The 22,695-nt window shown below is 71.9% G+C and carries 18 protein-coding genes and 1 pseudogene; 14 read left to right on the top strand and 5 right to left on the bottom strand.

The genetic code is table 11. The features are described from left to right. Positions 1-23: 23 nt before the first annotated feature. On the bottom strand, positions 24-2,375 hold the full coding sequence (locus AB0B14_RS31915; protein ID WP_357068967.1) for a glycosyl hydrolase family 65 protein: 2,352 nt from the start codon (positions 2,373-2,375) through the stop codon (positions 24-26). 218 nt (positions 2,376-2,593) lie between these two features. On the opposite strand from AB0B14_RS31915, the gene AB0B14_RS31910 reads away from it, so the two are divergent. After that, positions 2,594-3,223 (top strand): phosphatase PAP2 family protein, encoded by a 630-nt coding sequence (locus AB0B14_RS31910; RefSeq protein ID WP_357068844.1) that lies wholly within the window; start codon positions 2,594-2,596, stop codon positions 3,221-3,223. Between the two features lie 8 nt (positions 3,224-3,231). On the opposite strand, the gene AB0B14_RS31905 is transcribed toward AB0B14_RS31910, so the two are convergent. Continuing rightward, positions 3,232-3,990, bottom strand: a complete 759-nt coding sequence (locus tag AB0B14_RS31905) for an A24 family peptidase (protein ID WP_357068846.1) — start codon at positions 3,988-3,990, stop codon at positions 3,232-3,234. 590 nt (positions 3,991-4,580) lie between these two features. Between AB0B14_RS31905 and AB0B14_RS31900 the strand changes: the two genes are divergently transcribed. From AB0B14_RS31900 to AB0B14_RS31845, 12 genes and pseudogenes are all read left to right on the top strand, one after another. Further along, complete coding sequence (locus tag AB0B14_RS31900) at positions 4,581-5,147, top strand: hypothetical protein (RefSeq protein ID WP_357525790.1); 567 nt, start codon at positions 4,581-4,583, stop codon at positions 5,145-5,147. After that, on the top strand, positions 5,141-6,109 hold the full coding sequence (locus AB0B14_RS31895; protein ID WP_357525789.1) for a hypothetical protein: 969 nt from the start codon (positions 5,141-5,143) through the stop codon (positions 6,107-6,109). The genes AB0B14_RS31900 and AB0B14_RS31895 overlap by 7 nt, the downstream gene beginning before the upstream one ends. Beyond that, positions 6,106-6,765, top strand: coding sequence for an SAF domain-containing protein (locus AB0B14_RS31890; protein ID WP_357068852.1), 660 nt, complete (start codon positions 6,106-6,108; stop codon positions 6,763-6,765). Before AB0B14_RS31895 ends, AB0B14_RS31890 begins: the two co-directional genes overlap by 4 nt. A gap of 2 nt (positions 6,766-6,767) precedes the next feature. After that, a complete protein-coding gene (locus AB0B14_RS31885; RefSeq protein ID WP_357525787.1) occupies positions 6,768-7,568 on the top strand; it encodes a ParA family protein in 801 nt (266 codons plus the stop codon). Further along, positions 7,558-9,099 carry an ATPase, T2SS/T4P/T4SS family gene (locus AB0B14_RS31880; RefSeq protein WP_357525785.1) on the top strand — a complete coding sequence of 514 codons (1,542 nt, stop codon included), beginning with the start codon at positions 7,558-7,560 and terminating at the stop codon, positions 9,097-9,099. The genes AB0B14_RS31885 and AB0B14_RS31880 overlap by 11 nt, the downstream gene beginning before the upstream one ends. 4 nt (positions 9,100-9,103) lie before the next feature. Next, positions 9,104-10,006, top strand: a complete 903-nt coding sequence (locus AB0B14_RS31875; protein WP_357525783.1) for a type II secretion system F family protein — start codon at positions 9,104-9,106, stop codon at positions 10,004-10,006. A 5-nt stretch (positions 10,007-10,011) separates the two neighbouring features. After that, positions 10,012-10,881: a type II secretion system F family protein gene (locus AB0B14_RS31870; protein ID WP_357525813.1), complete on the top strand. Its 870-nt coding sequence runs from the start codon at positions 10,012-10,014 to the stop codon at positions 10,879-10,881. Between the two features lie 27 nt (positions 10,882-10,908). Continuing rightward, positions 10,909-11,151 carry a hypothetical protein gene (locus AB0B14_RS31865; RefSeq protein ID WP_357525781.1) on the top strand — a complete coding sequence of 81 codons (243 nt, stop codon included), beginning with the start codon at positions 10,909-10,911 and terminating at the stop codon, positions 11,149-11,151. 5 nt (positions 11,152-11,156) lie between these two features. Beyond that, positions 11,157-11,603, top strand: coding sequence for a TadE family protein (locus AB0B14_RS31860; RefSeq protein WP_357525779.1), 447 nt, complete (start codon positions 11,157-11,159; stop codon positions 11,601-11,603). Next, positions 11,600-12,067, top strand: coding sequence for a TadE/TadG family type IV pilus assembly protein (locus AB0B14_RS31855; RefSeq protein WP_357525777.1), 468 nt, complete (start codon positions 11,600-11,602; stop codon positions 12,065-12,067). The genes AB0B14_RS31860 and AB0B14_RS31855 overlap by 4 nt, the downstream gene beginning before the upstream one ends. Further along, a complete protein-coding gene (locus AB0B14_RS31850; protein WP_357068866.1) occupies positions 12,064-12,507 on the top strand; it encodes a pilus assembly protein TadG-related protein in 444 nt (147 codons plus the stop codon). The genes AB0B14_RS31855 and AB0B14_RS31850 overlap by 4 nt, the downstream gene beginning before the upstream one ends. Before the next feature lie 14 nt (positions 12,508-12,521). Continuing rightward, positions 12,522-13,541: pseudogene (locus AB0B14_RS31845) on the top strand (LysM domain-containing protein); the annotation flags it as partial. A gap of 468 nt (positions 13,542-14,009) precedes the next feature. On the opposite strand, the gene AB0B14_RS31840 reads toward AB0B14_RS31845, so the two are convergent. Beyond that, entirely contained in the window at positions 14,010-14,864 is an 855-nt protein-coding gene (locus tag AB0B14_RS31840; RefSeq protein ID WP_357525775.1) for a Rieske 2Fe-2S domain-containing protein, read from the bottom strand. Positions 14,865-15,048: 184 nt separating this feature from the next. Between AB0B14_RS31840 and AB0B14_RS31835 the strand changes: the two genes are divergently transcribed. Beyond that, a complete protein-coding gene (locus AB0B14_RS31835; RefSeq protein ID WP_357525773.1) occupies positions 15,049-15,849 on the top strand; it encodes a crotonase/enoyl-CoA hydratase family protein in 801 nt (266 codons plus the stop codon). Position 15,850: 1 nt separating this feature from the next. On the opposite strand, the gene AB0B14_RS31830 is transcribed toward AB0B14_RS31835, so the two are convergent. Together AB0B14_RS31830 and AB0B14_RS31825 are read right to left on the bottom strand one after the other, a co-directional pair. Continuing rightward, a complete protein-coding gene (locus AB0B14_RS31830; protein ID WP_357525771.1) occupies positions 15,851-19,567 on the bottom strand; it encodes a discoidin domain-containing protein in 3,717 nt (1,238 codons plus the stop codon). A gap of 175 nt (positions 19,568-19,742) precedes the next feature. Further along, on the bottom strand, positions 19,743-22,643 hold the full coding sequence (locus AB0B14_RS31825) for a discoidin domain-containing protein (protein WP_357525769.1): 2,901 nt from the start codon (positions 22,641-22,643) through the stop codon (positions 19,743-19,745). Positions 22,644-22,695: the final 52 nt, after the last annotated feature.

Below are 22,695 nucleotides of genomic sequence, written 5' to 3'. Positions count from 1 at the left end.
GGACCAGAGACCGACTGCGCGGCTCAGTCGGCCGAGCGGCGGGTGGGGCGACGACCGGGTGGGGAGGGCGGCTCCGGCCCGGGGTCGGGCACCGGCGGCATCGGCCGGGTGACCGGCTCGGCCCCGGTGACTCGCAGCGACTCACCGTGGTGCCACAGCTCGACCTCGGCGTCCGGGCCGGCACCGGGCAACTCGTAGCGGGCCTCGGTCGGGGTCAACGTGACTCGCAGCCGGTGGCCGCGCCAGCGCAGGTTGAACGCCAGCCGGTCGATCCGTCGTGGCAGCCGAGGGTCGAAGGAGAGCACACCCCGGTCGTCGCGCAGGCCGCCGAAGCCCCGCACCAGCGCCAGCCACGCACCGGCCAGCGAGGCCAGGTGCAGCCCGTCGGCGGTCTTGTCGCCCAGGTCCGCCAGGTCCTGCAGGACCGACTCGGCGAACAGGTCGTACGCCAGGTCCAGGTGCCCGACCTCGGCGGCCAGCACCGCCTGCGGGGCGGCCGACAGCGACGAGTCGCGGACGGTACGGGCCTCGTAGTAGGCCAGGTTGCGGGCCTTCTCGGCGGCGGTGAACTCGCCGGGGCAGAGCTGCATGGCGAGCACCAGGTCGGCCTGCTTGACCACCTGCTTGCGATACAGCTCCAGGTAGGGGAAGTGCAGCAGCAGCGGATAGTCGTCGTCGCCCGTGTTGGCGAAGTCCCACTCGGGCTGCCCGGTGAACCCGGCGGCCTGCTGGTGCACGCCGCGCGTGCGGTCGTACGGGACGAAGACCGCATCGGCGGCGGCCCGCCAGCCGGCGATCTCGTCGCGGTCCACGCCGAGCCGGTCGGCCAGGTCGGGGTGCCGCTCGGCGGCGTCCGCCGCGCCCCGCAGGTTGCGCCGGGCCATCAGGTTGGTGAAGACGTTGTCGTCGACAAGCGCGGCGTACTCGTCCGGGCCGGTCACGCCGTGCAGGTGGAAGTGGCCCTCGTCCGACCAGTGCCCGAAGCCGTGCCAGAGGCGCGCCGTCTCCACCAGCAACTCCAGCCCCGACTCGGCGAGGAACCGCTCGTCGTCGGTGGCGGCCAGATAGCGCAGCACCGCGTCGGCGATGTCGGCGTTGACGTGCAGTGCGGCGGTGCCGGCCGGCCAGTAGCCGGAGCACTCCCGGCCGCCGATGGTGCGCCACGGGAACGTCGCACCGGTCAGCCGCAGCTCCGTGGCCCGCTCACGGGCCTCGGGCAGGTGGCTGTGCCGCCACCGTAGCGCCGACCGGGCCACCGCCGGTGCCAGGTAGGTGAGCACCGGCAGGACGTAGGTCTCGGTGTCCCAGAGGACGTGCCCGTCGTAGCCGTTGCCGGTCAGGCCCTTCGCCGGGATGGTCCGGTCGGAGTCCGGGCGGCCGGACTGGATCAGGTGGAACATCGCGAACCGGACCGCCTGTTGTAGCTCCGGGTCGCCGTCGAGCTGCACGTCGGCGACCTGCCAGGCCGCGTCCAGGGCGGCGCGCTGGTCGGCGAGCAGCGCGTCGAAGCCGTCGGCGCGGGCGGCGTCCGCCTCGGCGGTGACCAGGGCGGCCAACTCGTCGGCGGGTGTCGCGTCGACAGCCGCCCATTCGTACGCGGCGAACTTCGTCAACCGCAGCCACTCCCCCGGGTGCAGGCGGCCCGCCACGGTCAGCCGAACCCGGTCCGGGGTGTCGTCGCCGGTGGTGGTGAGCGTGCCCGGCCCGTCCACCAGGTGACTGACCGCGACCGCGACGCGCTGACCGCTGCGTTCGGTGCGGTGCACCAGCACTCCGTCGCGCCCGGCGGCACGGTGGGCCTCGGCGGTCAGCGGGTTGTCGGGCACCGAGGCCGCGCGGGGATCGTCCGAGCGTTCCGGCACCGTCTCGTTGGCCAGCAGATCCGAGCAGACCCGCACCTCGACGGGGGCGTCTAGCGGCTCGACCTGGTACCGGACGGCGGCGACCGGGCGGCGCGGCAGGGACACCAACCGGGTGCTGCGGATGCGCACCGCCCGCCCGGCCGGCGAGATCCACTCGGTCTCCCGGCGCAGCACGCCGGAGCGCAGGTCGAGCACCTGCTCGTGGTGGCGCAGCGTCCCGGTCCGGATGTCCAGCGGCTCGTCGTCGACCCAGAGCCGGATCAGCGCGGCGTTCGGCGCGCTGATGACGGTGTCGCTGGCCGGTGGAAACGCGTACCCCTCCTCGGGGTAGCTCAGCTCGCGCCGCTCGTGCAGGCCGTTGACGTAACTGCCCGGCATTCCGCACGGCACGCCCTCGTCGAGGACGCCACGCCAACCGACCCACCCGTTGCCCACCGCGAAGATCGACTCGGTCTCGTCGAGCCGGTCCAGGTCGGCCTTCGTCCGTCGAATCCGCCAGGCCTGGTCGTCCACCGTCTCGCTGGCGGGCGGCGGTTGGTCGGTGGCCGAACTGGTCTGCACAAAGCCTCCTGTGAATGCCGACGTCCTCGACCAGCCAAGCAGAGCAGGCTGAACGAATCCTGGACGAAGGTCAGGAAGCCCGACCGACCTTCGTCGGCTGTGATGCCCGCTGCCGTGTTCCTAGGGTGCCTCGAAGGTGAACAGGGTATGAACGTGAGGTGAGGTGAGGCATGGCCGACAACGGCAACATGGACGTCCCAGAGATCAGTGTCGAGTGGTACCGCGACGTCGTCGACGCCGCCGCCAGCAGCCCGGAGCCGGTGCAGTGGTTCGTCGGGCACGCCACCGAGGGGGTGATCCTGCTGCTCGGCGCGCTGCTGCTGATGGCCGCGCTGACCCGCCGGTCCGGCGGTCCGCACGACCGGGCGCTCGCCCTGATCGCGCCGCTGCCGGCCATTCTGGCGTACGTCGGCAGCGAATGGTTCAAGACCGTGGTGGACGAGGATCGCCCCTGTCGGACGGTCGGCCGGGCGATCATCGCGGGCACCTGCCCACCCCCGGGCGACTGGTCGTTTCCCAGCAACCACGCGACAGTGGCCGGCGCGTTGGCGGTGACCACGCTGCTGCTCTCCCGCCGACTCGGTCTGGTCGCGTTGCCCCTGGCCGCGCTGGGCGCCTTCTCCCGGGTCTTCGTGGGCGTGCACTACCCGCACGACGTGATCGCCGGTGTGCTGTTCGGTGCGCTGGTCGCCGTGGTGGCAACCCCGCTGCTGGCCCGCCCGGCCGCCGAGGTGCTACGCCGTCGATCCGACCGCGCCGACCGCCCGACGCCGAAACTGCCGAGCCGCACCCGCCGGTGACCCGGCGGTCAGCCGGGCAGCAGGAGCGCGCCCACCGTGCCGAGGAGGAGGAACGGGCCGAACGGCAGGTGCGTGCTCCAGCGGGCCCGACGGGTGGCCAACAGGCCGAGGCTCACCACGGCGGACAGCCCGAAGGCGAGCAGCAGCCCGAGCAGCAGCACCGGCCAGCCGTACCAGCCGAGCAGCGCCCCCACACCGAGCGCCAGCTTGGCGTCACCCAGCCCGAAGCCGCGGTTGCCCAGCAGCACCGTGGTGGTGGCGAAGAACAGCGCCAGCCCCGCGCCGCCGACGGCAGCCCGTAGCCAGGGCCCCGGCTCGCCGGCCAGGGCGGCGGCGACGCCGAGCAGCAGCCACGTCCCGGCTGCCGCTGGCAGGGTGAGCCGGTCCGGCAGCCGGTGCGCGGCCAGGTCGACGAAGACCGCCGGGATCGTCCAGCCGAGCCACCAGGCCAGCGCCGGCAGCGCCCCGCCCGCTGGGCCGACAACTGCCAGCAGCAGCAGCGCGGTGAGCCCGGCCAGCTCGACCGTGCCCGGCGGAGGGCCGACCCGTGCGCGGCAGCGACCGCACCGGGCCGCCGGGCCCAGCGCGGGCCAGGGCCGGGTCAGGCGGACCGGCGCGCCGCAGGCGTCGCAGCCGGTCCGGTTCGGCAGGCCCGACGGTACGGCGTAGCGCAGCGCGGCCATCCGCATCAGTGGGCTGACCGTGAGGAACGCGAGCACGGTCGGGACCCGGACGTGCGCCACGACCGGGCGGCCGGTCAGCGCCATGTCACCGTCGGGGCGCTCCGACGTCCCTCCGCGACGGCAAACACGGATAGTGACTGAGCAATCGCTGCGGTGTGGCGGATGGCGCAGAAAGCGACCTCTCCGACCGGCCACCGGAGGGTGCCTCCGGCGGGATCGGGACCGGGCACCCCGCTGGACGAGACAGCTCGTCGATAGGTCGACAACCCCACCCGGATGCCGGGATGAGACCGCGATGTCCTACTCCCAGGACCGCCGACGAGACGTCGTTGCCCCCGAGCGGCCCACCGGCGCCCGGCCGTGGATGATCTCCCGCCGGGCCGTTGCGCCGGACGCGGTACGGACACCCGCCACCACCACCTGTCACCACGGAGCGTATTCGCTTTGATTGCCTCTGTTGCATCGGCGAGCGTCAGCTTATGCTCGCCCCTTGGGTGTGATGCAAGCCTCACCTCCACAATCCGACGACACGGGACCATGCATTTGTAGAAGATCCGTAACGGTGAATGCAGAGGCGCAATGATCGGCTCCGGATGTGCTGATCCGGGCGCGCTTCCGCATGCCCTGCGGCGGTGATCCGTCACCGCGCCGGGCGACCACGAGGAGGCTCGACGGTGCGCGGACGGCAGCTCAGACGAGCGGCAATCTGCCTGCTGGCGGTCGTGGCGGTGGTGCCGGTCACCGCCTGCGCCGGCGGGCCGGAGGCCGTCGAAAGGCCGGCGGCAGCCCAGGACGACGGGCAACGGACAGATCCGGACGTCGAACGGCGCGCTGCCGAAAAGGCGGCGCTTGACGCGTACTCCGGTTATCTGGCGGCCTCGCGGGCGGCGAGTGGGCGCAGTGATCCGCACGCGCCGGAACTGTCCCGATTTCTCGCTGATCCACTTCTGACCCGGGTGCGATTGTCCATTCGTGATGCTAAGGAGCACGGTGCTGTGCGAACCGGGACGCTGAAGTCCGACCCGACCGTGGCCGCCGCCAGCCTGGATGCGAACCCGGCCACCGTCGAGATCCAGGACTGCCTGGACATGACCGACTACCGGTTGGTCTACGCCAAGAACAAGCGCGTGGTGCCGGGCAGCGGCGGCGGTAGGCACCTCTCCACCGCCACGGCGACCCGATATCCCGACGGCCGATGGCTGATCAACGCGGGCGCGCTGCACCGGGACCAGCCATGCTGACCTGGGCGGGAAGGGGCGCTCCGGCGCGTACTCCCGGGGTCGCGACAGCTCGGCGGGCCCTCGCCGGGATCGGGCTCGCGCTCCTCCTGGTGGTCGGCACGACAGTGCCGGCCGCCGCCGCTCGGCGTGCCGGCCCGGGGGCGAGCTGCCCGCCCGACCAGCCCGACTGCAGCGTCTGGGACGACGAACCCGGCAATCCGGGCGGTCCCGGTGGCGGCGGGGACAACGGTGGCGGGGACGACGACGGTGGCGGCGGTGGCGGCGTCGGCTGCCGGTGGAACGGGCGGACGGTGCCCTGCTACGACGAGTTCAAGGGCTGGTTCGACAGCGGCGACGGCTGCTACTACAAGCTGGCCGAGCCGCAGGACGAGGCGCCCGAGGGCCAGCACTGGTACGTGCAGACCTGCAACGGCGGCGCGGACGTGGGCAACATAACAGTGGTGCTGCGCGAGCCGCCGCCCGGTTTCGGCGCGCCGCCCGACCCGGAGGAGCTGGCCCGCCGCGCCCTGGCGAAGATCACGCTGAAGCCGGCGCCGCTGGCTGTCGCACCCCGCAAGAAGAACGGCCCCGGCCTGGTCGGCCTGCCGGTGTGGATGTGGTCCGACGACAAGGACCCCGGCTACTTCGGCCCGATCTCCGCCGACGAGACCGACCGGGAGGTCACAGTCAAGATCACCGCGGAGGTTAGCGAGATCGTCTGGGACATGGGCAACGGCGAGCGGGTGTCCTGCCCCGGTGCCGGCACCCCGTACGTCGCGACGGACGACGAGCTTGCCGGCCGCACCTCCCCGACCTGCGGCTACCACAAGGGCTACCAGAAGGCCGGCACCTACGACGTCACCGCCACCACCCACTGGAAGGTGACCTGGAACGGCGGTGGGGAGAGCGGAGAAATCCTGGTGACCCGGAACAGCGGCGTCGTACAGATCCAGATCAACGAACTCCAGGTGGTGACCCGATGAGTCTCGCGACGCACAACGGGACCGGGTCGGTGGACGCACCGGTCAGCCCGCCCAGGGTGGTCCGACAGCGTCGGGTCCGCCCGGGGTTGCTCGGTCTCGCCGTACTCTTGATCGCCCTGGGTGGGCTGGGCGCGGCGTTCGCGGTCACCTCGGTCCGGGCCACCGGCAGCTATCTCGCGGTCGCCCGGCCGGTGGAGGTGGGTCGGGAGATCAGCGCCACCGACCTGGTCACCGTGCAGGTCGCCGGCGGGCAGGGGCTGCGCCCGGTGCCCGCCGGCCGGCTCGACGAGGTGGTCGGCAAACGGGCCGCCGTGAAGCTGGTCCCGGGCACCCTGCTCACCCTGGGGCAGGTCACCGACGATCCGTTGCTCGGCCCCGACCAGCAGCAGATCGCGCTGGGCCTGAAAACCGCCCAGGTGCCGGCTCGGCAACTGCACCCCGGGGACAAGGTCCTGCTGATCAGCACCCCGGACCGCAGCGCCAACGGGGACCCGACCGCCGCCGGCACCCGGTTCCCGGCCATCGTGATCGACATGGTCAGCCCGGCCAACACCGACAAGGTGCTGTACCTGGCGCTCTCCACCCGGGACGTGCCCGCGGTGGTGGCCCTCACCGCGCAGGCGCGCATCGCCGTCGTGCTGACCGAGGCGGCCTGAGCATGGCGATCATCGCGCTGGTGTCGGCGAAGGGTTCGCCCGGCGTCACGACCTCCGCGCTGGCCTGCACGCTGGCCTGGCACCGACGACTGGTGCTCGCCGAGTGCGACCCGGCCGGCGGGTCGATCCTCGCCGGCTATCTCGGCGGCCAGTTGGACGGCCCCCGCGGCATCGGCGAACTGGCCGTCGGGGAGCTGCGCGACGGCAACCTGGAGACCGCGTTCTGGTCGCAACTTGTCGACCTGGACGCACCCCGGCGGGAACGACTGCTGCTGCCCGGGATCGTCGACCCGGCCCAGGGTGGCAGCGTCACCCCGCTCTGGCAGCGGTTCGCCGACTACTTCAACACCCTCGACCGCGGCATCCCCGGCTACGACGTGCTTGTCGACTGCGGCCGGCTGCACGTGGCCGCACCACCGTGGCCCGTGCTGCGGGCAGCCTCGGTGGTGCTGCTGGTGAGCCGGGCGCACCTGCCGGACCTCTCCGGCACCCGGGCGGTGATCACCGCGATCGAACGGGACTTCGCCGAGCACCGGGTGCCAGCCGGCACCCTGCGGCTGCTGTTGGTCGGCGGCGGGCACGGGCGAGCCGAGATCAGTCGCGCCCTGAAACTGCCGGTGATCGCACGGCTGCCACACGATCCCCGTACCGCCGGGGTGCTCGCCCTGGGCGGGACCGTGCGGACCGGACGGCCGCTGATGCGCGCGGCCGCCGCGTTGGAGGTGCCGATCGGCGCGCTCCTGGAGCGGCGGCAGGCCCGGCTGGCCTGGCCCGTGCAGCAGGGGGTCCCGGATGCGGTTTGAGCCGGTCTCCGCGGATCCTCGCCAACAGCCGCCGGGCGCGACCTCCACCGAGCCGCCGCTGGCCGGGCCGAACGGCCGGCACCACCAGTCCGTGCCGATGCCGCAGCCGACACCGACCGCCACGCCACCGCCGGCGTCCACGCCCCGACCCCGGATGGACTTCCAGGTGGTCCGGGAACTACGCCGGGAACTCACCGAACGGCTCACCCTGTGGCAGCGCGGCCGGGAGTTCACCGTCGACGAGGAGGACACCGAGCGGGCCCGGCTGGCCGTCATGGTGGTCGCCGCGTACGCGGACTTCGTCCGCCGGGCCGGCACCCCGATGGCCGCCGGCGAGGAACGTCTGCTGCTCGACCAGGTGACCGCCGAGCTGGTGGGGCTGGGTCGGCTGCAGACGCTGCTTGTCGACGACACCATCGAGGAGGTGCACATCCTCGGCTGCGACCAGGTACGCATCGCCCGGCACGGCGGCGGGGTGGACTGGGCCGAACCGATCGCCGACAGCGACGCCGAGCTGGTGGAGATCCTCCAGGCGGCGGCCCGCCGGGCGGGTGCGACCGAGCGGTCCCTGTCCACCGTGAAGCCCACCCTCGACCTGCAACTGCCCGACGGCAGTCGACTGGCGGCGGTGTTCCTGGTCAGCCACCGCCCGTACGCGGTCATCCGCAAGCACAACACCCTGGACGTGAGCCTCGACGACATCGCGGGCGCCCGGGGTGACCTGGACGAGATGATCGACCCGCTGCTGCGCGACTTCCTCCGCGCGGCGATGCGCGCCGGGTTGAACATCATGGTCGCCGGGCTGGCCGGTGCCGGCAAGACCACGATCATCCGGGCGTTGATGAACGAGATCCCGCCGGACGAGCCGTACGTGCTGTTGGAGGAGAGCCGGGAGTTGCTGCCGGCCCGCCGCCGGGAGCGGCACCGGGCGGTGATGAGCTTCGAGGCCCGGGAGGGGCACGGCGAGCGCGGCTTCGACGGGCGTCCGGCCGGTGAGGTGACGATCGCCGACCTGATCCCGCTGTCGCTGCGGATGGGCGTGTTGCGGATCATCGTGGGTGAGGTGCGGTCCCGGGAGATCGTGCCGATGCTCCAGGCGATGACCACCAGCCGGGGTTCGATGTGCACGATCCACGCTCGCACGGCTGCCGGGGTGGGCGAACGAATCGTCGAGCTGGCGCTGGCGCACGGCCGTGAGATGACAGTCGACCAGGCCCGTCGGATGGCCGGCAACGCCCTCGACCTGATCGTCTACGTCACCGTCGAGGACGAGACCGCCATCGGCGGGCGTAAACACCGGTTCGTCTCGCACGTGGAGGAGGTGATCGGGCCCGGTGAAGCTGGACGGATCACCACCACCACGGTTTTCGGGCCCGGCCCGGACGGTCGGGCGGTCCCCCGGCACCTGCCCGAGCGGGTCCGCGACCAGTTGCTGCGGGTGGGTTACGACGCGCGGCTGCTGACCCGGTGGGTCGAGGCCGGTGCCGGTGCCTGGCGGCGGCCCCGGCAGACCCGACTGGCCCGGCGGTGACCTGATGGTGGGCAGCCTTGAGGTGATCGCGGTGGTCTCCGGGGCCGCCTGTGTGGCCGGTCTGCTGCTGGCGGTGGTCGCACTTGTCGGCACCCGCCGACCCCCGGGGCCTCGTCCGGGAGGCGGGCAGGGTCTGGGTCGACTGTGGCGCGGGCCGGGCGCCACCCCGGCCGAGCAGCGGGCCTACCAGGCGCTGTTGGTCGCCGCGCTGGGCGCTGGCGCGTTGGCGTTCCTGCTGACCGGGCTGCCGGTGGTGGGCCTGCTGGTGGCGGTGGCCGTGCCCGGCACCCCGTGGCTGTTCGGGGTGGGCAAGTCCGAGCAGCGGGCGATCGCCCGAATCGAGGCGGTGGGTGAGTGGACCCGCCGACTCAAGGACGTCTCCGGCACCGGGCAGGGTCTCCAACAGTCGATCATCGGCACGATCGGCAGCGTGCCACCCGGCATCGAGGACGAGGTGCGACTACTCGCCGCTCGTCTCCAGGCCGGCTGGTTGGCCCGGTCCGCGCTGCTGGCGTTCGCCGACGAGATCGCCGACCCGGTTGGCGACCAGGTGGTGGCGGCGCTGATCCTGCACCTCTCGGACCGGGGCGAACGGCTGGGTGACGTGCTCGGCTCGATCGCCGGCGCGGCGTCCGCAGAGGTGGCCACCCGTCGGGAGATCGAGGCCAAGCGGACCCAACCCCGGTTTGCGGTCCGCTTCCTCACCGGGATGACCCTGGCCACCCTGGCGTACGGGCTGCTCAACGCCGAGTACATCAAGCCGTACGGCACGCCGGTGGGTCAGGTGGTGATGGCCGCCCTCGGCGCGGCCTTCATCGGCCTGCTCGCCTGGGTGCGGTCGATGAGCCAGCCGCGGCGGCCGTCCCGGTTCCTGCCGGCGCCCGACCCGGCCGAGGTGATCGCATGAACATGATCGTGAACTGGCCGTTGGTTGTCGCGGTCTGTGGTGGTGCCGGGGTCGGGTTGGGCGTGTTCCTGGTGGTCCGGGAGTTGGTGCCGGCGACCCCGGCGCTCGGGCCGGCGCTGCGCCGGCTGCACCAGCCGCCGGGCACCGGTCGCGCCACCACTCCCGCCTCCCGGCGACTGGATTCGCTGACCGGGTTGTCCCGCTGGTTGCGGCCGCCGCACCGGGCTCTCGCCCTGATCGGCCAGACCCCCGAGCAGTACGCGCTGTCAGTGCTGCTCTCCGCCCTGATCGGGCTGGCCACGCCGACCCTGCTCGGGGTGGCGCTGCTGGTGCTCGGCTTGTCGTTCCCGCTCGTCGTACCGGTGCTCGGCAGCCTCGGCCTGGCACTGATCGGCGGGCTGCTGGCACACCGGGCCGTGCTGACCAAGGCCGAGGCCGCCCGGGAGGAGTTCCGGGCGGCCGTCTGCACCTACCTCGACCTGGTGGCGTTGCAGCTCTCCGCCGCACACGGGCCGGTGCAGTCGCTGGAGCGCGCCGCGGCGGTCTGCGACGGCTGGGTGTTCGACCGGCTCCAGGAGTCGCTGCGGATCGCCCAGATGCAGATGCACGCGCCGTGGGACGAGTTGCGCGACCTCGCCGACAAGATCGGAATTCCGGAGCTGGGCGACGTCGGCGCGATCATGCGCTCCTCCGGCAGCGAGGGGGCACAGGTGCACGAGACCCTGCGCAGCCGGGCCGACTCGTTACGCGACCAGATCCGCACCGACAACCTCGCCCGCGCCGAGGGGGTGACAAGTCGACTCGACATTCCGGGCGCACTGCTCGTCTTCGTGCTGCTCGGCTTCGTGCTCTATCCGTTCATCGCCCGTGTCTGAAAGCCCTCCCCCTGAAGGAGTAACGCCATGTCCATCCTCAGCTACCTGCACGTCGTGCTGACGACGCGGCTGGCCGAGCTGCGCCGCGACGGTGAACGCGGTGACAGCCCGGTGCCCACCGCGGTGATCATCGCCGGCCTGGTCGCCGTCGCCGTGGCCGTCACCGCCCTGGCCCTGGCCAAGGCCAACAGCTGGATGGGCGGCATCCCGGACCACCCGGGCGGCGGCACAGGCCCCGGCCCCGGCACCGGCGAAGGTGCGGGCGGGTAGCCGGAATGCGTCGAGCCGCGGTCCCCAGGTGGCACCGGGTGGTCAGCGCCATCCGGCGCCGCCTCGCGGGCGCCGACCGGGAGCGGGGCGCGAATCCGGTGGAGCTGGCCGTGCTGATGCCGCTGATCATGGTGCTGCTCTTCGCCTCGGTCCAGGTCGCGGCCGTCTTTCTCGCCCGCTCGACCGCGTTGCACGCCGCGCAGAGCGGCGTCAACGCGCAACGGCCCTACCAGGCGCCCGAGGGTGCCGGCGTGGACAGCGCGACCCGCTTCCTCCAGGCCGCCGGCGGCTGGCTGGTGGGCTGGGACAGCGCCGACCCGACCTGCGTGATCATCGACGAGGTCGAGGTCACCTGCACGGTGAGCGGCCGGTCCCTGTCGGTGGTGCCGGGCGTGGACTTCGCGGTGCGGCAGAGCGCCCACGGGACGGTGGAGAGGGTGACCGAGCCGTGAAACACGCCGCCGAGCGGGGCTCGGTCTCCATCGAGGTGGCGGTGCTCGCGCCCGCGTTCATCGCGCTGATGGTGCTGGCCGGCGTCGTCGGGCGTACCGCGGTGGCGGCGGAGACGATCGACGCCGCGGCACACGACGCCGCCCGCGCCGCGTCGATCTCCCGGGACTCGACCACGGCCCGGACAGCGGCGCTGAAGGCCGTCCAGGACCAACTGGACTGGCACGGGTTGGCCTGTGCCAACGACCCGAACCCGAAACTCACCGGCTCGGTGGCTGGCCAACCGACCAGCTTCGACGACGCCTTCAGCAGCACGGTCGGTGCGGACGCCACGGTGACGGTGACGGTGACCTGCCTGGTGTCGCTCCAGGACATCGCCCTCGATGTCCTGCCCGGAATGCCGAGCGAGAAGCAGGTGAGCGCGACGTTCACCTCGCCACTGGACCGTTACCGGGGGCGGGAATGACCGCGGACGCCCGCCGCCTCTCGGGCGACCACGGCCGGGTGAGCATCTTCCTGGCGGTGGCGATGATCGGCGTACTGGCCATCGTGGGTCTCTCCTTCGACGGCGCCGGCCAGCTACGCACCCTGCAACGTGCCGAGAACCTGGCCGCCGAGGCCGCCCGCGCCGGTGGTCAGGCCATCGATCGGGCGACCGCGATCGATGGCGGGGTGCCGCGGATCGACCAGACCGAGGCGATCGCGGCGGTCGCCAACTACCTGGCCGCCGCCACCGGCACCAGCGGCCACACCGTGAGCTTCCCCGAGGTCGCCGGGCAAACCCTGATCCGGGTCACCGTCACGATCACCTACAACCGCTCGATGGTCGGGCCGTTCATCCAGGACAAGACGGTCACCGTCACCGGCGAGGCGACCGCGCGGGCCATCACCGCAGCAGCACCGTAGGAAGGAAGGCAGCCATGCCCGTATCGGGTGGGTCCGTCGTACGACGGACCGGACGGATCCTCACCGGCGTCGGCGCGCTGGCCGTGCTGTGCGCGCTGCTGGTTGGCGCGCCGATCGCGCTGCTGGCCTTCGCTGGCAATCCCCTGCCTGACCACCTTCCCAGCATCGCCGAGATCGGTACCACGCTGACCAGCCGGGACGACGGCCAGCTCTTCCTGCGGGCACTGGCGGTGGCCGGCTGGTTCGGCTGGGCCACGTTCGCCTTCTCCGTCCTCGTCGAGTTGGGGGCGCAGAGCCTGCGCCGCCCGGCACCGAGGCTGCCCGGGATGAGTCGCCAGCAGAAGGCCGCCGCCGCGCTTGTCGGCTCGGTCGCGCTGATCCTCGCCGCCAGCCCGGCCGCCGCCAGCGCCGCGGCGGTCTACGGCGCCCCGGCGTACGCGAGCACGAACGCACCGGCCACCGCCACCCTGGCCGCACCGACCCGCGCGGGTACGACGCCGGACACGGCAGCCCCGCTGGCGCCGGGCGGGCTGGCGGGCAGGGCCGCCGCCCCCGGTGGCTCGACGGCCAACGACGAGCCCGCCCCGGTGTACCGGGTGGCGCGGGGCGACTACCTCGGCGAGGTGGCCGAGCGTTACCTGGACGAGTTCGGCGACTACCGACAGCTCGCCAAGCTCAACAAGATCGACGACCCGGACCGGATCCGCCCCGGCCAGTTGCTTCGACTGCCCACGGAGGCCGCCGACCAGGGTGCCCGGCAGCACGCCACCGGTCGGATCGTCGACCAGCCCGCGGCGCCGAAACCACCCGCGCCCCGTCCGGCGCCCGAACGGGCCGCACCGCGGCAGCCGGCCCCGGCGCCCCCCAGCAATACGGAGGCGGGCCAACCACCGGCGATGACCGTCGGCGCGGCCCGAGCCGGCACCGAGGACCGGGTGAACCGTCCGCTCGCCGTCTCGGCCGTCCTCGCCGTGGCGAGCATCGTCGGCGCTCAGATCGGCGCCGTGTTGGGGCTGCGCCGCCGCCCGGCCACCGCCGGAGCGGCTCTCGCTTCCTCCCGTACGCCCCGGGGCGGTGCGGGCCGGAGCACCGGCCGGGCCGGCGGGAGCACGAGCCGGGGCGCCGAGCGCGCGGGCCGAACCAGCGGCGGCCGGCGAACCGGTTCCGGGTCGGCGGGAAGTGGTGCCGCGTGGGCCGCCAGCTGGACGGTCGCGGCCGTCGAAGCGCCAGCAACCCGCAACGACGGCACGGCACCGAACGGTGGTGGCACGGCATCTCGCGACGGCGGTACCGCACCGAACGGCAGTGGAATGGCACCGCCCGGCGGCGGAACGGCGCCCGCCGGTGCGTCGGGCTGGGGTGCCGACGACGGTTGGGCTGGCGGCAGCGCCGAAGGCGGATTCTTCGACGGCGGGCACGACGGGGACTCCGTACCGGACGGGCCGTCGGTCGGCCGACACCGACGCGGCTGATCCGTTCGCCGGGGCTCGGCGCGTACCGCCTCAGGGCAGGCGGGTCTGGAGCACACCGTTCTGGATCCGGGTGGGCAGGATCTGCTGGTCGTTGCCGGAGGGCCCCTGCATGACCTCGCCGCCGTTGAGCCGGAACGCGCTGCCGTGCCACGGGCAGACCACGCAGGCGTGGCCGTCGATCTCCTGCACCTCGCCCTCGCCGAGCGGCCCGCTCTGGTGCGGGCACCGCTCCAACATCACGGTCACCTCGTCACCGTGCCGGTAGAGGATCACCGAGATGTCGTCGTCCACCTCTCGGGTGATCAGGGTGCGCTGCGGCAACGTGGCCATGTCGGCAAGCGAGTGCCAGCCGTCGGTCATCCGGTGCAACTCGGAGACGCTCTGGTTGACCTGCGCCCCCTGCTTGTACGCGAGGTGACCCCCGATGTACGCGCCGAGGCTCACGGTGGAGAGCCCGAGGAAGCCGAGTGCGCGGCCGACGCCGTGCCGACCGGACAGCCGCGCGGCCAGTGAGCCGGCGTAGAGCGTCATGCCGACGGTGTTGGCGGCGGCGTGCACGAGGCCGACCCGGCGCTGGTCCCGGGCGAGTGCCGCCCAGTCGTTCAGCCCGGCGACCGCCGCCGGCAGCGCGCTGACGGTGCCCAGGCCGACCAGCACGGTGGCGGGTCGACGTTGGCCGGGCATCAGGTCCAGCACGGCGGCACTGATCCACGCGCCGACCGGCACCTGCACCATCGCCGGGTGTAGTGGATGCCCGAGGGTCACCCCGTGCAGCAGGTCGCGCAGCCGCCGCGGACGCAGTGTCCCCAGGACGGCCTTCTGCAACCGGTCACCCGCGCGGTCCAGCCGGGAGTCCTGCTCAACTTTCGTCAAAAGTGCTCGCACGAGTACCGACTTCCCGGCGATCGCGGTCGCAAACCGGTAGGCGGGAACAAACCTGCCGCGCCACCCACACCGCCGATCTTGCACTTTGTGTCGCGACAAGATAGGGCACACCTCGCGAATCGGCGACCGGAGTGCAAGATCGGCGGGATTGTGGGGGGTGGGGCGGGGCGGGCATGCTGGCGGGATGGGTGTGCGGGTCGAGCGGGTCGGGGCAGTCAGCACGGTGGTGCTCGACCGGGCGGACGTTCGCAACGCCGTCGACGGGCCTACGGCTCGGGCGCTCGCCGATGCGTTTCGGGCCTTTGACGCCGACCCGGACGCCGCGGTGGCCGTGCTCTGGGGGGCTGGCGGCACGTTCTGCGCCGGCGCCGACCTCAAGGCCCTCGGCACGCCGAGCGGCAACCGGGTCGAGCCGGAGGGGGACGGCCCGATGGGCCCGACCCGGATGACGCTCAGCAAACCGGTGATCGCGGCGATCTCCGGGTACGCGGTGGCGGGTGGCCTTGAGTTGGCACTCTGGTGCGACCTGCGGGTCGCCGAGTCCGACGCGACGCTCGGGGTGTTCTGCCGCCGCTGGGGAGTGCCACTGATCGACGGTGGCACCGTGCGGCTGCCTCGACTGATCGGCGAGAGCCGGGCCATGGATCTGATCCTCACCGGCCGGCCGGTGAGGGCGGACGAGGCGTACTCGATGGGGTTGGTCAATCGGGTGGTGCCACCCGGCCAGGCGCGGGCCGCGGCCGAGGAGCTGGCGGCGGCGATCGCCCGGCACCCGCAGACCTGCCTGCGCAACGACCGGGCGGCGGTCCTGGCGGGCGGCGGGCTGCCCGAGCCGGAGGCGCTGGCGACCGAGCTGGCGTACGGGATGGCTTCGCTGGCCACGGACGCGGCCGCTGGCGCGGCCCGGTTCGTGGCGGGCGAGGGCCGACACGGCACGATGCCGCCGGGAGGAGTGCACCCCCCGGCGGCATCGGCTACCGGCTAGCTCAGTTGCGGTTGATGGTGAAGGTTGTCGTGGGGTTCTGGATGTCCACCGCGTTGTTGCTCAGCCGCAGGTTGTTGAAGGTGACCGACCCGACGGCCGGCCCCTGCCCGGCCTCCGGCATCGGGTTGGCCCAGATGGCGAAGCCGGACTTCGCGTCGTAGGCGTCACCGCTCTTACGGGCCCCGCTGATCGAGATGTTCGTGAAGACCGTGTCGGTGATCGGGTTCTGCGGCTGCCCGCCGACGTAGTTGGTCTGGAACATGATGCCGCTGTAGGTCGGATCGACGATGTCGACGTCGCTGACCCGGATGCCCTGGAACACCTTCGAGGCGGAGAAGACCCAGATCGCCGGGAAGGTCTGCGAGCCCCAGAAGTGCCCACCGGCCCGCACGATCGAGATGTTCTCGAACCGGGTCGGCGGGCTGGCACCGAAGCCGTTCATCGGGTAGCCGAAGTCGAGCGAGCTGATGGTGATGCCGGAGTAGACCAACGTGTCCGCGATGTAGATGTTGCGGAACGTGTTGCCGTAGCCGCCGTAGACGGCCACACCGGCGGCCCGCCAGGTGAGGGTCGAGGTCAGGTTCTCGTAGACGTTGTCCCTCATGTCGGCGCCGCCCGCGTCGATCGCCGAGAACAGCGCGAAGCTGTCGTCGCCGGTGGCCCGGGCGTCGTTGTTGCTGACCAGGTTGTTGGTGCTCCCGTTGGTCATGTTGATGCCGTCGGCGAACATGTTGCGGATCCGGGAGTTCTTGATCGTCATGTAGTCGGTGTTCGCGCCCCAGTAGAGGCACACCATGTGCTCGTTCCAGATGTTGTCGATCACGATGTTCGACACGTTGGAGAAGTCGAACACCTTGCCCGGACCGTCGATCCGCGAGGTGTAGTTGCCGAAGTAGGCGAAGTTCTTGAAGGACGAGTTCGCCGCCGAGTTCTCGGCCCGGAAGCCGATGTCGGTGTTGTCCTGGCCCGACGGGGCGTTGAACCGGGTGTACCAGGGGCCGGCACCGGTCACCTGCACCGCCTTGCCGTACACCTGGAACTTCGACGAGGTGGAGTAGTTGCCGGCCGGCAGGTACACCCCGATCAGGGTGCCGGTGGTGTCCATCCGCACCCGGTCCAGGGCGTTCTGCACGTCCTGGTGGGTGAAGCCGGTCGGCGTAGTGTAGCGCGTCGGGTCCGGGTTGGCGATCGGCGACACCTGCTCGGTGTTGATGAAGTCGATCGCGTAGTTGGTGGTGTTGGCCGAGTCCTTCTGGAGGCGGATCTTGCTGCCGGCCGGGACCGTCGAGTTGAGCATGACGTTGGCTTCGTCGTAGATGTGCCGCGGCCCGCCCGCGCTCGGCGAGTTGCCCGGGCTGGTCTCGTTGCCGTAGAGCCAGGCGTACCGGGACGTCAGGTCGATGGCCTTGTGGAACGTGCCGTTGACGTAGACGTTCAGCGTCGAGTTGATCCCACCGCCGCCCGGGGCGTCCGGGATGGAGAACCGGGTGACCAGGGTGTTGGTGCTGGCCCGGGTGGTGAACTCGACGTAGCTGCCGGTCGAGTTGAGGGTCACCGCACGCCGACCGGACGCCTCGCCGGCCAGGTCGCCGACCTCCCGGTTCGGCCCGACGACGCTGGCGCCGCTGCCGACCGCGCCGTCCTCGGCCTCGTACATGTCGTACGGCATGTTCGCGCCGCGACCGACGAAGAGCGGACGGTCGCTGGTGTTGTTGGTCTGCTTGACCGGCAGCTCGTTGCCGTCGGCCGCGAGCACCACGCGGACTGTGTACTTGCCGTTCGCGGCGGTCCAGGTGCCCAGGTTGACCGGGCCGACCGTGGCACCGGCGTTGATCACCCCGGAGTACGAGCCGGTCAGCGTACGGACCACCGTGCCGGACTCGTTGAGCACGGTCAGCGTGATGCCGTGCGAGCCGGACGCGGACGCCACGGTGCCGGCGTTGCGCACCGACACCGAGAAGGTGACAGTGTTGCCGGCCGACGGGTTGCCCGGCGACCAGGCCACCGACGAGGCGACCAGGTCCGACGTGGCGACCGCGCTGACCACCAGCGGGCTGGGGTTGGAGTAGCTGTTGTTGGTGTCGTCGGACTCGACGACGGTGTTCGACTCGTCGACCTTGGCGCTGAGCGGGTAGCTGCCCGCGTCACGGGTGCCGATGCTGGCGCTGACCGTGGTCGAGGCGCCCGCCGCGAGGCCACCGACCGACGCGGTGCCGACCCGGGTGGAGCCCAGGTAGAAGTTGACGTTCGTCGCGCCGGAGGCCGTCGAGCCCGCGTTGCGGACTGTCGCGGAGAGCGTGATGGTGCTGGTCTCCACCGGTGCCGACGGGCTGAACGACATACCGGTCACGGTCAGGTCCGGGTTCGGCGCGGGGGTGCCGAAGACCTGGAACTCGGCCACCTGCCCGGCCGGTGCACCGGTGTTCGAGGCGATCGAGAGCCGGACGTCGGCCGCCGCGCCGGAGACCGGGATGGTCACCGTGTTGCCGCTGCCCGGGTTGAAGGTGTAGTTCGTCGCACCGACCAGGGTGGTGAAGCTCGACGAGCCCTGGTCCCGCCCGAGCACCGTGATGTTCTGCGTACGCGCACCCCAGGCCGAGTCCGGGTTGAGCTTCACGACGACCTGGCTGAGGCTGGCGTTCGCACCGAGCTGCACGGTCAGCGTGCTCGGGGTGCCGTTGCCCTCCCAGTAGGTGGCCACGTTGTTGTCGTTGGCGTTGGTGGCCACGAACGTGTGCACGTAACCGGAGGCGGTGATCGGCTTGCCGACCGCCAGGTTGCTCCCGGTCGGCGGGTTGCCGGTGCCGGTCCGGGTCACTGTGTTGCTGTTCGCCGACTGGTTGCCGGCCGCGTCCCTGGCCCGTACGTAGTACGAGACGGTGGCGCTGTCCGACTGGCTGTCGGTGTAGGTGAGCGTCGAGCCGTTGACGCTGCCGCGCAGCCCACCGTTGGCGTACACGTCGTAGCCAGTCACCCCGACGTTGTCGGAGGACGCCGACCAGGTGAGCCGAATCTGTCCGCTGGCCGGCTGGGTGTACGCCAGGTTGCCCGGGGCGCTCGGCGCCTGGCTGTCGGTGCCGCCGCTGGCGCCGTACACCTCGACCTCGGAGAGCTGCGCGGCCGGCCAGCCGGTGTTGCCGGTTACCTGCACCCGGACGTAGCGGGTGCTGGCGGCGGTGAAGCTGACGGTGACGGTGTTGCCGCTGCTCGGGTTGAAGGTGTAGCCGGCGGACGCCTTCAGGGTGCTGAAGGACGAGCCGTTGGTGGAGCCCAGCACCGACAGCGTCTGGGTGCGGGTCTGCCAGTCCGCCGCGGGCGGCAGCTTGAGCACCACCCGGTCGACGCTGACCGTGGCGCCCAGGTCCGCCTGGATCCACTGCGGGAAGGCGTTGTTGGCGCTCTCCCAGTAGGTCGACGCGTTGCCGTCGTTGGCGTTGCTCGCCACGTAGTTCTGGTTGTAGCTGCTGGCGCTCATGGTGGCGGAGAGCCCGGCGAGCAGGGCCGCGCGGGCGGACCCGGCCGGGGCCGGTGCCGGCTTCGCCGCCGGGGCCGCGGTCGCGGGGGTGAGGGCGGGGACGGCGGCGAGGAGCAGTCCGGCGACCGCGCCGGCGAGCAGCCTGGCCGGCAGTCGGCCGGCTTGGTGGGCTCGGTCCGGTCGGGGGACGGGACCGGGCGAGCCGGTACGCGGGGTGCCTCGGGTGGGGCCGTTTCTCGACATGGGTGGCTACACCTCTTTCGGGGGTGGTGTGGGTGCGTTGCCCGGTGACGGGTGCAGGGGTACGCCCGTCGTGCCGCGACAGGTGGGGGACGGTGCGGTGTGGGACGGGTGCGGCGGGTCCGGCGCCGCGCTCTCGACCGGCTGCCCCCGCCCGAGCCGGGCGGGGGGCGTCGGCCTAGCTGGAATAGACCTCGAACTCGCTGAGCTGACCGGCTGGCCAGCCGGTGTTGCCAGTGACGGTCACCCGCAGGTATCGCTGGCTGGTCGCCGTGAAGGTCACGGTGACGGTGTTGCCGCTGGCGGGGTTGAAGGTGTAGCCGGCGGACGCCTTCAGCGTGCTGAAGGACGACCCGGTGGTGGAGCCGAGCACCGCCAGCGTCTGCGTACGCGTCTGCCAGGCCGACGACGGTGGGAGTTTCAGGACGACCCGGGACACCGTCCGGTTGGCGCCCAGGTCCACCGTCAGTGACTGCGGGAAGGCGTTGTTGGTGCTCTCCCAGTAGGTGTTCGCGTTGCCGTCCACCGCGTTGGGGGCGGCGTACACGTCGGAGTGGCTGGTCTCGGTGATCGAGCGCCCGGCGGCCAGGTTGCCGCTGGGCGGCGGGGTGGTCGGTGGCGCAGTGGTCGGTGGCGCCGTAGTGGGTGGCGCCGTGGTCGGCGGCGGCGTGGTCGGCGTGCCTCCGTACACCTCGACCTCGGACAGTTGGGCCGCCGGCCAGCCGGTGTTGCCGGTGACTGTCACCCGGAGGTAGCGGCGGTCACCGGACGGCAGGCCGATCGACACGGTGTTGCCCGAGCCGGGGCTGAAGACCCGACCGGCGGACGACGCCAGGGTGGCGTACGACGAGCCGTCGGTGGAGCCGAGCACCGACAGCGTCTCGGTGCGTTGCTCCCAACCGCTGGGCAGCTTGAGCACCACCCGGTCGACCGACCGGGCCGAACCCAGGTCGATGGTGACCGACTGGGGGAAGGCGTTGTTGGCGCTCTCCCAGTAGCTGGCCGCGTTGCCGTCCACCACGTTGGCCGCCGGGTAGCTCTGGTTGGTGCTGGTCGCGGTCGCCGACCGGTTCAGCGCCAGGTTCCCCCCGCTGGTGGGCGGCGGCGTGGTCGGTGCCGCGGTGGTCGGGGCCGGCGTGGTGGGTGCCGGACTGGTCGGCGGCGGCGTGCTGGGTCCGCCACCCCACCGCGGGTCCGGCCACGGCCCGCAGTACGGGGTCGAGGTGTACCAGCCGGAGTTGCCGGAACCCTGGGTGATCTGGAAGCCACCGCCCACGCAGTTGTGCATCGGGTTGCTCTGCGCGATGTTGGTGGCCCGCACGTTGGTGAAGGACACCTGGCTGGGTGCCTGCACCTGGAGCGCGTACGTGCCGGCGCCGTCGATCCGCACGTTGTTGAGGTTGATGCCGCTGGTCTGGCCCTCGATCCAGTGCAGCGCCGCGTACGAGCTGTCCAGGATGTCGGTGTCGGTGATGTTGATGGTGGCCTGCTGGAACGACTCGTTGAGGGCGGAGAACCAGATCGCCCCGACGCCGAAGTTCCAGTTGTAGTCCGAGTTGCCGTTGCGGATCAGGGTGTTCCGGGCGATCGTCCAGGTGCCCCGGACCGCGGTGTCGCCCTGCACACCCGGGTAGCGGTTGGCCACGTGGATGCCGCCGCCGTTGGTCAGCGAGTCGGCCGTCACGTTGTCGGAGATCGTGATGTCCCGACCGCCGTAGCTGACCAGGTGGTTCGCCAGCAGGGTCACGCCGATGGTGTTGTGCGTGAACGAGTTCTTGACGTTCGGCACGCTCTGCGCCCACATCGCCAGGGCGTCGTCGCCGGTGTTGCGGACGAACGTGTTCGTCACCGTCGAGTTGGTGACGCCGGTGTGGAAGTTCACCCCGTCCGCGGTCTGGTCCAGGATCCGGCTGTTGCGGATGGTGAAGTTGTCCATCGGGCCGTCCATCCACGCCCCGACCTTGGTGTTCTCCAGCCACAGGTTGTCGACCACCGAGTTGGTCATCGCCCCGCCCAGGGCGTTGACCTGGTCGTCGTCGATCCGCTCGCGGATGTCGCCGATGATGGCGAAGTCCCGCAGCGTGACGTTGCGGCTCGGCCCGTTCGCCTCGTGCGCGCGAACCGGGCCGGTGTAGCCGCCACCGGGGACGTACTTGCCGTAGATGCCGACCGACCTGTTCCGGTCGGTGGGGTGCCGGCCGCCGAGCACCGAATACCAGGGGCCGGCGCCGCGCAGGGTCACCCCGTCGACCACCACGTGGTCCCAGAGGGTGAAGGTGCCGGTCGGGATCCAGACGGCCCGACCCTGGGCCTTGCCGGCGTCGACCGCCGCCTGGAACCTGGCTGTCGAGTCGGTCGCGCCGCTCGGGTCGGCGCCGAAGTCGGTGACCACGTCGAGCACACCGGACGGCTTGGTGATCGCCGGTGCGACCAGCTCGAAGTCGGCCAGGTCGATGGTGAACGTGGGCGACTGGGCGGTGGAGGAGACCTGGAACCGGATCTTCGTGCCGGCCGGCTGGGTGCTGCCGAACATCGCCCGGGTCTCGTCGTAGAAGTGGTGCGGGTTGGTGTCACCCGGGTTGTTGTTGAACGGGTACCCGCCGTAGTACCAGCCGTACCGTGAGGTCACCGGGACCGACTTCAGCAGCGACCCGTTGGCCCGCAGGTCGATGGCGGCGTCCCGGCCGGTCCCGGACGGGCTGTCCGGCAGGCTGTAGCGGAAGGTGACCGCGTTGGCCGGCGCGGTGAGGGTGAACTCGACGTACTCGCCCACGGCGTCGAGGGTGACCGCCTCCCGGCCGGACGCCTCGGACGGCAGCGTGCCGTAGCGCCGGTCCGGGCCGATCTTCGAGCCGTTGTGGGCGGCCTCCTCCGCCTCCTGCTCGACGAACGGGACGGTGGCGCCCCGGCCGGAAATGTCGAAGGGTGACAACCCGGCCGCCGCGGCCGGAGTCGCCGTGCCGGTGATCGCGAGGGCGGTCAACGAGGTGGCGGCAAGCAGGGTGGCGGCGATGGCGGCCAACCCTGCCCGGGTCGGGTGTCGAAGGTGGTGCGGGGTGCCGGTGGTGTGGTTGGCCATGAGCTGCGCTCTCCCTTTCGTCAGGCAGGCCAGATCCCCCCGTGTCGGTGCG

Source organism: Micromonospora sp. NPDC049171 (assembly GCF_040648275.1).
GTDB lineage: Bacteria > Actinomycetota > Actinomycetes > Mycobacteriales > Micromonosporaceae > Micromonospora.
This window is presented reverse-complemented; position numbering and strand designations above follow the sequence as displayed.

Excerpts from the sequence above, each read along its gene's own strand:
- AB0B14_RS31885 (WP_357525787.1), top strand. The coding sequence starts at position 6,768 with ATGGCGATCATCGCGCTGGTGTCGGCGAAGGGTTCGCCCGGCGTCACG.
- AB0B14_RS31875 (WP_357525783.1), top strand. The coding sequence starts at position 9,104 with ATGGTGGGCAGCCTTGAGGTGATCGCGGTGGTCTCCGGGGCCGCCTGT.
- AB0B14_RS31825 (WP_357525769.1), bottom strand. The coding sequence starts at position 22,643 with ATGGCCAACCACACCACCGGCACCCCGCACCACCTTCGACACCCGACC.
- AB0B14_RS31830 (WP_357525771.1), bottom strand. The coding sequence starts at position 19,567 with ATGTCGAGAAACGGCCCCACCCGAGGCACCCCGCGTACCGGCTCGCCC.
- AB0B14_RS31890 (WP_357068852.1), top strand. The coding sequence starts at position 6,106 with ATGAGTCTCGCGACGCACAACGGGACCGGGTCGGTGGACGCACCGGTC.
- AB0B14_RS31910 (WP_357068844.1), top strand. The coding sequence starts at position 2,594 with ATGGCCGACAACGGCAACATGGACGTCCCAGAGATCAGTGTCGAGTGG.
- AB0B14_RS31905 (WP_357068846.1), bottom strand. The coding sequence starts at position 3,990 with ATGGCGCTGACCGGCCGCCCGGTCGTGGCGCACGTCCGGGTCCCGACC.
- AB0B14_RS31850 (WP_357068866.1), top strand. The coding sequence starts at position 12,064 with ATGACCGCGGACGCCCGCCGCCTCTCGGGCGACCACGGCCGGGTGAGC.
- AB0B14_RS31860 (WP_357525779.1), top strand. The coding sequence starts at position 11,157 with ATGCGTCGAGCCGCGGTCCCCAGGTGGCACCGGGTGGTCAGCGCCATC.
- AB0B14_RS31880 (WP_357525785.1), top strand. The coding sequence starts at position 7,558 with ATGCGGTTTGAGCCGGTCTCCGCGGATCCTCGCCAACAGCCGCCGGGC.
- AB0B14_RS31835 (WP_357525773.1), top strand. The coding sequence starts at position 15,049 with ATGGGTGTGCGGGTCGAGCGGGTCGGGGCAGTCAGCACGGTGGTGCTC.
- AB0B14_RS31865 (WP_357525781.1), top strand. The coding sequence starts at position 10,909 with ATGTCCATCCTCAGCTACCTGCACGTCGTGCTGACGACGCGGCTGGCC.
- AB0B14_RS31895 (WP_357525789.1), top strand. The coding sequence starts at position 5,141 with ATGCTGACCTGGGCGGGAAGGGGCGCTCCGGCGCGTACTCCCGGGGTC.